The sequence below is a fragment of the Luteococcus sp. genome (assembly GCF_043424415.1).
Lineage (GTDB): Bacteria > Actinomycetota > Actinomycetes > Propionibacteriales > Propionibacteriaceae > Luteococcus.
Genome location: NZ_JBHWOO010000083.1, coordinates 1 through 8165, shown reverse-complemented (window position 1 = coordinate 8165; position 8165 = coordinate 1). Strand labels below are relative to the sequence as shown.

Genomic DNA, 8165 nt, shown 5'->3' with positions numbered 1-8165 from the left:
GTCAGGCTCGGGGCCTTCCCCTGCTGTGATGACCTGGGTCATCGGAGTGACGGGCTTGTTCAGCCGATCTTGCCGTCGTTGTCACGATCCAGCTTGTCCTTCACCTTGTCGGCGACGGAGCGGTCATCGCGGACCTCGTTGACATCACGGTCAACCTCAATCTGCTCCTTGGCCACATTGGCGGTGACGGTCTCGTTCTCGACGACGGTCTCCTTGCCGACGCTCACCTTCTCGACACCGACAGTCTCCTTGGAGACGACGGGGCGCTCCTCGTGCAGCACGACCTCGGTCTCGCCCTCCTCGAGGCGGCCACCGCGGACGACCTCACCGTCGGCGATCGGGGTGCGCTCGACGCGCAGCTCCTCGCGCTCCACGGGCACCTGGACGCTCTGCTGCTCGTTCACGACGTGCTTGCGGATGTGCACGCGGCCGGTCTCGACCTCTTCCCTGCCAACGTTGAGGCGCTCCTCGTGGCGAATGATGTCGCCCTCGAGGTTGGCGTCGCGGTCGGTGTCGACACGGTCGGTGGCCACGCGGTCGGTGCCGACGCGGTCGGTGGCCACGGCGTCGCGACCCTCGTAGGCGCCCAGGTCCTGCTTGATGCTGTAGTAGCGGTACAGCTCGGCCTCTTCTGCCTCGGTGATGTGGCCCTCGGGATCAATGCTTGGGGCGCCCTTGATCTGGTCCTTGGTGTAGGGCACGTGGATCTCTCCGTTGGAGACGTTCTCGCCCTGCAGCGGAACGAAGGTCTCCTTCATGCCGAACAGACCGGTGCGGACGGTGACCCACTCGGGGCGACCGGTGGCGTCATCCAGGTAGACCTGGCCGACATCGCCGACCTTGTTGCCCTCGGAGTCGATGACGGTTCCGTAGTAGCGGTCGTAGTCGAAGTTGTTGTTCGCGGTGTTGTCAGTCATGGTTCGTTCCTGTTCCGGCCCTGCGGGCCTTTCGTGCGAGAAAGGCCTGCGGCCATTTCTTCGAATCACTTCGGACATCTACGAAGCTAGCCGGGCAGATTTCGCCGTGACAAGTGATTTCGCCCAGAGAGTGTTTCCGTGCGCCCACGGCGAAATCGCCTGCACAATCACCACCCCTTGGGGTGGTTCTCCGGGCATCGTCCGGTCCCGGCAGGCCTGGGTCAGGTGGCCGCACTGCGATGGGAAAGCATGGTGCGGAGCGGCCCGGGGGAGTGAGTAGACTTCCTCCGGCCCTCGTGGAGGGCTCGTTGCCGTGTGATGAGGGGATCAGATGCCAGTACGTGACAGTGGGGACTTCGTCGACCAGGTTAGCGCCGTCAAGGCGTGGGCCCAGGCGGCGCATGAAGTGTTGATGGAAGCAGCATCGGCACACAAGACTGTCGAGTACGGCCAGCTGGCACGACTGGTCCAGCAGCGATCAGGAATCCAGACCAAGCAGCCCACCTCCAAGTGGATCGGACCACTGCTGGGCATGGTCGCCCGCAAGTGCGCCGCGGAGGACCTGCCCCTGCTGACCGCCGTGGCGGTGCGCCGCGACGGCAATGTCGGACCCGCCTATGACGAGATCCTTCGCTTCGCGAGGGTGGACGTGGACGCCGAGCACCGCGAGGAGCACGCCCTCGAGCAGCGACGGGCCTGCTTTGCCCGCTGGGGTGGGACCCGGACCGCCCCCACCGCCGCACTGGCCGCCACCAGCGGTCGCGCCACGGTCGTCGGGAAGGTGCCGCCGGCCAAGGCGACGCGTACCGTCAAGAAGAAGCCCGAGCCGTTGCAGGGAAATGTCTGCCCCAACTGCTTCATGCAGATGTCGCTGACCGGCGAGTGCGCCAACTGCGACTGAGGCCCTGACCGGCGGGTTGGCTGCCGGCAGGGTTCAGCCTGCCGGCAGCCAGCGGCCACCCTGTCGGCGAAGCACCCAGCGGCGCCCGGTGACCGCCACCTGTTCCACCGCCTCGGTGGCAGCCTCGGCGGCCATCACGGCCAGCTCGGTCTCCTCGGCGTCGGAGCTGTCGGGCACGGTGAAGCGCACCCTGATCCGGGGCGTCTGGGCCACGACGTCGATCTGGCGGTCGTCGACGTGGAAGTTCTCGCTGATGGCGCTCACGGCGCCGTCCATGACGGCCTCGGGCCGGTTCCCCGGACGAAGGCCCAGCACCTCGAGCTCCACCCGGAAGGACGGCATCAGCCGGCCCTTTCCACGTCCCGCAGCACCAGCGCGCCGTCACTGCCCGCGGGGGCAAGGGCCGCCACGAGGTCGGCGCGGGCGCGGGAGACGCGCGAACGGATGGTTCCGATCCGAACCCCGCACACGTCGGCGGCCTGCTGGTAGTCGTAGCCGAGCACCTGGGTGAGGACGAAGGCCTCGCGGCGTCCCGGCTCCAGCCCCGCCAGCACCTGGTCGAGCTCCACCTTCAGGCTGGAATCCCCAACACTGCGGCCGTGCTCGGTGATCCACGACGGCTCCCGCGGGGTCTGCGGACGGGCCACCTCACGCCGCACCTGGTCGGCCACCACCCGCCGCGCGATCGTCAGCAGCCAGGTGCGCGCGCTGGAGCGTCCCTCGAAGCCGGGCAGCGCATCCATGGCACGCACGTAGGTGTCCTGGGCCAGGTCCTCGACCGAGGCGTCCCCGGCCAGGTGGCGCAGGAAGCGGGTCACGTCCGGCTGGGTCAGCCGGATGAATTCGCCCAGTGCGGGCCTGTCCCCGGCCGCGGCATCTAGGGCCAGACCGGTGACGCGGGTATCGAGGGCCTCGTCGCGCGCCGGTCTGACTGCCTTCACCATGGCCCGGATGCTACCGGGCATCGGCTCGGGTGCGTTAGTCTGCGCGCATGGAGACCTGCCGCGAGCCACAGCGATGGCGCGAGTCGCTGTCTGCCATGCTCGACGGAGAGGATCCCGCCATCGCAAGGGTGGAGGTGGACTCCCACCTGCTGGCCTGCACGAGCTGCTCGGCCTGGTACGAGACGGCACGCGCGCATCGTCAGGTCTTGGCGGGCGAGCCCGTGCGCGACATCTCTGCGCTGCTGATCGGCGTCGCCGAGGCGCACATCTGTCCCTGCCACACCGGCGGCGAGTGCCTTTGCACCGACTGCATCTGCGAGGACTGCACCTGCCAGCAGGCGGGTTGAGCGACGACTCCCTGTGGGTACGGGGCCCGGGGGACTCAGAGACCGAGCAGCTCCTCCATGACCACCATCACGCCCGACTCAGCCCCGCTGGGTGCACGCCGGTCCGCGGCCTCGACCGCCACCTTCTGGGCCTCGGCCATGGCATAGCTGGTGCCGGCGGCCCGCAGCATCTCCACGTCATTGCCGGAGTCGCCGAAGGCCACCATGTCCTCGAAACGGCGGTCCCATCGCCTCATCAGGTAACCGAGCCCGTCGGCCTTGTGGCGGCGCGGGTCGATCAGGTCGATGCCCCGGTGCCCGGTGGTGACCGGCACGACGGCGCCGTCGAGAGCCTGGCTGAGCTCGGCGGCCAGCCGCTCGGCCTGGCCATCATGGGTGACCAGCGCGAACTTGCTCACCGGCCCGTCGATCTCCCGCAGGCTCTCCACACGCGCCAGGTTCACATAGGCGGTGTCCATGATGTCGTGCATCAGCTGCGGCGCCGCCAGCTGGATCCAGCCGCCCTCGGGTCCGCTGGCGACGGTGAACATCTCGGGGTGCTGGTCGAGCAGCTCCACCGCCCGGCGCACCACGTCGTCATCCAGCACGGCGGCGTGCACCGGCTCGTTGTCACGGTCGATGACCATCGAGCCGTTGTCGCCCACGAAGGCAAGCCGGTCGGGCTCGTCGAACATGGTGCGCATGCTCAGGTGCTGGCGGCCGCTGGCGATCACCACCCGGATGTCGCGCTGTTCACAGGCCTCGAGCATTCGCGCGAAGCGGGCACGGTCGTAGTCGCGTTCCTGGGTGAACAGGGTGCCGTCCAGGTCGATCGCGATGCTGGTGATGGTCACTGGACGGCTCCCTGGTGTTCTCGTGTCCGGATCAGTTCTTCGGCTGCTTGGTGGCGGGTTCGCCGAGCTCGACGGCCACCGTGGTGGGTCCGTCCTGCTTCACCCACAGCACCTCGCCGGTGATGCGTCCGACGGCCCGCAGGTCACCCTCGGCGGACTGCAGGGCCTCCACCACGGCGGCGGTGCCGCTGAACTGGGCACGCTCGATCTCGGTCTTCATGCTCACCTTGGCCGCACTCTTCGCCCCGCGCAGGGCGATCAGCACGGTGGCAAGCTCATCGAGCAGCGCCGCGTCGCCGCCGGTGGGCAGCTCCTCGGCCGTCGGCCAGGTGGCGTGGTGCACCGAACCGGGGGCGAACCAGCTCCAGGCCTCCTCGGTGACGAAGGGCAGGAAGGGCGCGAACAGGCGCAACATCACGTCGAGTGCCAGGCGTAGAGCGGCCTGTGCGCTGGCGGCGGCCTCGTCGCCCTGGGCGCCGTAGGCGCGCTCCTTGACCGTCTCCAGGTAGTCGTCACAGAAGGCCCAGAAGAAGGTCTCGGTCGCCTCCAGCGCCCCGGTGTAGTCGAACTTCTCGAAGCTCTGGGTGGCCTGTCCAACCACACCGGACAGGCTGGCCAACATCGCCAGGTCGAGGGGATGGGTGACTTCGCCCTTGCCGTCACCGCTCATGCCGAGGACGAACTTGGAGGCGTTGAGCACCTTCATCGCCAGGCGACGGCCCACCTTCATCTGGGTCTCGTCGAAGGGGGAGTCCATGCCCGGGCGGGCCATCGCGGCGCGCCAGCGGACGGCGTCGGCGCCGAACTTGTCCAGGATCTCGGTCGGGACCACCACATTGCCCTTGGACTTGCTCATCTTCTTGCGGTCGGGGTCGACGACGAAGCCCGAGATGGTGGCGCGCTTCCACGGCACCGTGCCGAACTCGTGGTGGGCGCGCACCACGCGGCTGAACAACCAGGTGCGGATGATGTCGTGGGCCTGCGGGGCGATGTCCATCGGGAAGGTGAGGTGGAACAGCTCCTCGTCACGCTCCCAGCCGGTCACCAGCTCGGGGCTCAGCGAGCTCGTCGCCCAGGTGTCCATCACGTCGGGGTCGGCGACGAATCCATGGGGCTGGTTGCGCTGCTCGTCCGAGTAGCCCTCGGGCACGTCGCTGGAGGGGTCGACGGGCAGGCTCGCGGCGTCGGCGACGATCGGGTTCTCGTAGTCGGGCTCGCCGTCGGCGTCGGTGGGGTACCAGACGGGGAAGGGTACGCCGAAGAAGCGCTGGCGGCTGATCAGCCAGTCGCCGTTGAGGCCCGCGACCCAGTTGGTGTAGCGGTGCTTCATGTGTTCCGGGACGAAGGCGATCTCGTCGGCGCGTGCCAGCAGGTCGGCCTTGAGCTGCTCGTCGCGGCCGCCGTTGGCGATGTACCACTGGCGGGTGGAGACGATCTCCAGCGGCTTGTCGCCCTTCTCGTAGAAGTTCGCCATGCGCTGGGTGGGCTTGGGCTCGCCGTCCATGTCGCCGGTCTCGGCGAGCTTCTCCACGATGTTCTTGCGCGCGGTGAAGGTGGTCTTGGTGGCCATCTGCTCGGCGTAGAAGTCGGTGTTGACCAGCCACTCGGGGGTCTCGGCCTGCAGGCGGCCGTCGCGGGTGATGATGGTGCGGGTGGGTAGCTGCAGCTCGCGCCACCAGATGATGTCGGTCTGGTCGCCGAAGGTGCAGCACATCGCGATGCCCGCGCCCTTGTCCTTCTCGGCGGCGGAGTGGGCCAGCACCGGGATCTCGACGCCGAAGACCGGCGAGGTGACGGTGGTGCCGAACAGGTGCTGGTATCGCTCGTCGTCGGGGTGCGCGATGAGGGCGCACACCGAGGGCAGCAGCTCGGGACGGGTGGTCTCGATCCACACCTTGTTGTCGGCGAAGAGCTCGGCATCGCCCTGGGTGCCCTCGGGCAGGGCGAAGCCGATGCGGTGGTAGGCGCCGGGGTAGTCGCGGGCCTCCAGCTCTGCCTGTGCGACGGCGGTCTGGAAGGTGACGTCCCACATGGTGGGGGCCTCGCTCATGTAGGCCTCGCCGCGCTCGTGGTTCCTGAGGAAGGCCAGCTGGGCGATGCGCTGCGTCTCGGGAGAGATCGTCGAGTACAGGGTGTCCCAGTCCACCGACAGCCCCACGCTGCGCCACAGGTCCTCGAAGACCTTCTCGTCCACCTGGGTCAGCTCGTGGCACAGCTCGACGAAGTTGCGTCGGCTGATCGGCACCTGCTTCTTCGGGTCCGGCTTGGCCGGCGGCGTGAAGTCGGGGTCGTAGGCCACTGACGGGTCGCAGCGCACGCCGTAGTAGTTCTGCACGCGGCGCTCGGTGGGCAGGCCGTTGTCGTCCCAGCCCAGCGGGTAGAAGACGTGCTTGCCGGTCATGCGCTGGTAGCGGGCGATGAGGTCGGTGTGGGTGTAGCTGAACACGTGCCCCACGTGCAGCGATCCGGAAACGGTCGGCGGGGGGGTGTCGATGCTGAAGACCTGGGCGCGGCCCGCTGACCTGCTTGCAGGGTCGGTCAGGTCGATCTTCGGCCGGGTGAAGGCGTAGGTCTTGTCCTCGGCCCACTTCTTGGCCCACTTGGCCTCGAGGCCCTCCAGCACCGGCTTGTCCGGTACCTGGCCCGAGGCGGGTGTGGTCGCGGACGTGGTGCTGGTGGTCTCGTTGGTCATGGCCGCGATTCTACTGACTGGTGTGCAGGCGGGGCGAACCCGCGGACACGGCCGCCGCCCCGGGACGCGGACAGGGCCCGGACCAGACGGTCCGGGCCTTGTCCGTCGAGCGGTGCCGATCAGGCGGCGGCAGTCTCCTTGATGACCTCCAGCAGGCCCTGCTCGTCGGTCATCCGGGCGCCATTCTTCTCCATGTCCACAGCCTTGCCGTTGACGTGGATCGCGGGGGTGCCGGTCACCTTGGCCTCGGCGGCCTTGTCATTGGTGCCCTTGATGAACTCCTTCGTGGCGCGGGTGTCGTAGCAGGCCTGGAAGTCGGCGAGCTTCTGGCCGCTCAGGCCCACTTGGCTGGGCAGGTCGACGCGCAGCAGCTGGTCGGAGTAGCCCTCGGAACCGGGGATTTCCTGCGTCTCCTGGTTGGCGAAGATGTTCTGGTGGAACTGCTCGTAGACGCCCTGGTTGTCGCTGCACGCGGCGGCCACCGCAGCGCGGGTGGAGGCGTCGTTCTTGAGGTTGATGTCCATGAAGTTCATGGTCCGGTGCTCGAAGTCGATCTCACCCTTATCGGCCAGCGACTTGAACCAGGGTCCCATCTGGGCTTCGAGGTGCTTGCAGTTGGGGCACTGGTAGTCCAGGTAGAGCGCGACGGTCGGAGCGCCCTCCTTCGGCTTGGCCTCGGGGAAGACCCTGATGCCGGACTTGTCGGCATTGGCATTCTTCGGGGTCGACTGCGCGGCCGAGACGGTCTTGTCGTCCTTGTTCTTCTGGATCAGGACGGTGGCGACCACGGCGATCAGCAGCAGGCCGAGCACGGCCGCGGCAATGGAGACGATGCGCATGGTGCGGGCGCGCTTGGCCTCCTCCAGCTGCTTCTGGCGCAGCTGCTCGCGGCGGCTGGTGTCCGGGCTTGCGGCGCTGGCGCCGGTGGCCTTCTTCTTGCTCATCGGGGGGTGTCCTCTCCGACGAGGGCGTCCTCGTCAGCGTCGTGGTGGTCATCGAACTCGGAATCGTGGAAACCAGGGGCGGGGATCGGCCGGAAGAGCCAGTTGTCCACGCTGAACGGGGTGCGTGGCCGCACCGCGAGCCACAGGCCCGCGAGCGCGAAGCCGGTGTCGCGGATGATCTCGGTGAGGTACTTGGGGTCGTCGGTCTGCCCGCCCTGGCTGAAACAGCCGCAGTCGATGGACAGCCCACGTGCCCAGGCGCTGGCGATGCCCGCGATGAAGACGAGCATGGTCAGCAGTCCCACGGCACCGGCGATGCGCGTGAACAACCCGACCAGGATCAGCACGCCGAGCACCATCTCAAAGACGGGCAGGGCGTAGCCGATCGTCTTCTCCATCGAGTACGACAGGAAGGGGAACTGGTAGGCCCGCACCGACAGGACGCTGCCGTCCAGATTGGTGATCTTGGTACTGGCCGCGTAGACCAGGGCCCCGCCGAGCACCAGGCGGGCCAGCAGGCCGATCCAGTCCTTGGCGCCGAAAGGACGGTGCGGGTCTGGGGTCAGGTCAGTCACACAAGGATCATA

9 protein-coding genes are annotated in these 8165 nt (G+C 68.0%); 2 read left to right on the top strand and 7 right to left on the bottom strand.

From position 1 onward, the window contains the following. Positions 1-59: 59 nt before the first annotated feature. The gene (locus tag ACHFFZ_RS04995; protein WP_394275561.1) at positions 60-917 is read right to left on the bottom strand and encodes a DUF2382 domain-containing protein; all 858 of its coding nucleotides are present in this window, start codon (positions 915-917) and stop codon (positions 60-62) included. Between the two features lie 331 nt (positions 918-1248). Here ACHFFZ_RS04995 and ACHFFZ_RS04990 point away from each other — a divergent pair, with 331 nt between their 5' ends. Then, positions 1249-1818, top strand: coding sequence for a hypothetical protein (locus ACHFFZ_RS04990; protein WP_394275560.1), 570 nt, complete (start codon positions 1249-1251; stop codon positions 1816-1818). Positions 1819-1851: 33 nt separating this feature from the next. Here the strand turns inward: ACHFFZ_RS04990 and ACHFFZ_RS04985 are convergent, their stop codons facing one another. Together ACHFFZ_RS04985 and ACHFFZ_RS04980 are read right to left on the bottom strand one after the other, a co-directional pair. Further along, positions 1852-2160, bottom strand: a complete 309-nt coding sequence (locus ACHFFZ_RS04985; RefSeq protein ID WP_394275559.1) for a hypothetical protein — start codon at positions 2158-2160, stop codon at positions 1852-1854. Beyond that, positions 2160-2762, bottom strand: a complete 603-nt coding sequence (locus ACHFFZ_RS04980; protein ID WP_394275558.1) for a sigma-70 family RNA polymerase sigma factor — start codon at positions 2760-2762, stop codon at positions 2160-2162. The genes ACHFFZ_RS04985 and ACHFFZ_RS04980 overlap by 1 nt, the downstream gene beginning before the upstream one ends. A 47-nt stretch (positions 2763-2809) precedes the next feature. Between ACHFFZ_RS04980 and ACHFFZ_RS04975 the strand changes: the two genes are divergently transcribed. Beyond that, positions 2810-3109 carry a zf-HC2 domain-containing protein gene (locus ACHFFZ_RS04975; RefSeq protein WP_394275557.1) on the top strand — a complete coding sequence of 100 codons (300 nt, stop codon included), beginning with the start codon at positions 2810-2812 and terminating at the stop codon, positions 3107-3109. 35 nt (positions 3110-3144) lie between these two features. Here the strand turns inward: ACHFFZ_RS04975 and ACHFFZ_RS04970 are convergent, their stop codons facing one another. The 4 genes from ACHFFZ_RS04970 to ACHFFZ_RS04955 form a co-directional block, all read right to left on the bottom strand. After that, positions 3145-3942 (bottom strand): HAD-IIB family hydrolase, encoded by a 798-nt coding sequence (locus ACHFFZ_RS04970; RefSeq protein WP_394275556.1) that lies wholly within the window; start codon positions 3940-3942, stop codon positions 3145-3147. Positions 3943-3973: 31 nt separating this feature from the next. Then, on the bottom strand, positions 3974-6634 hold the full coding sequence (gene valS / locus ACHFFZ_RS04965; protein ID WP_394275555.1) for a valine--tRNA ligase: 2661 nt from the start codon (positions 6632-6634) through the stop codon (positions 3974-3976). A 119-nt stretch (positions 6635-6753) separates the two neighbouring features. Continuing rightward, complete coding sequence (locus ACHFFZ_RS04960; protein ID WP_394275554.1) at positions 6754-7578, bottom strand: DsbA family protein; 825 nt, start codon at positions 7576-7578, stop codon at positions 6754-6756. Beyond that, complete coding sequence (locus ACHFFZ_RS04955; protein ID WP_394275553.1) at positions 7575-8153, bottom strand: DoxX family protein; 579 nt, start codon at positions 8151-8153, stop codon at positions 7575-7577. The genes ACHFFZ_RS04960 and ACHFFZ_RS04955 overlap by 4 nt, the downstream gene beginning before the upstream one ends. Between the last annotated feature and the right edge of the window lie 12 nt (positions 8154-8165).

What these genes read in the sequence shown, in the direction of transcription:
- ACHFFZ_RS04990 (WP_394275560.1), top strand. Translation starts at nt 1,249, where the DNA reads ATGCCAGTACGTGACAGTGGGGACTTCGTCGACCAGGTTAGCGCCGTC.
- valS (WP_394275555.1), bottom strand. Translation starts at nt 6,634, where the DNA reads ATGACCAACGAGACCACCAGCACCACGTCCGCGACCACACCCGCCTCG.
- ACHFFZ_RS04995 (WP_394275561.1), bottom strand. Translation starts at nt 917, where the DNA reads ATGACTGACAACACCGCGAACAACAACTTCGACTACGACCGCTACTAC.
- ACHFFZ_RS04980 (WP_394275558.1), bottom strand. Translation starts at nt 2,762, where the DNA reads ATGGTGAAGGCAGTCAGACCGGCGCGCGACGAGGCCCTCGATACCCGC.
- ACHFFZ_RS04960 (WP_394275554.1), bottom strand. Translation starts at nt 7,578, where the DNA reads ATGAGCAAGAAGAAGGCCACCGGCGCCAGCGCCGCAAGCCCGGACACC.
- ACHFFZ_RS04985 (WP_394275559.1), bottom strand. Translation starts at nt 2,160, where the DNA reads ATGCCGTCCTTCCGGGTGGAGCTCGAGGTGCTGGGCCTTCGTCCGGGG.
- ACHFFZ_RS04975 (WP_394275557.1), top strand. Translation starts at nt 2,810, where the DNA reads ATGGAGACCTGCCGCGAGCCACAGCGATGGCGCGAGTCGCTGTCTGCC.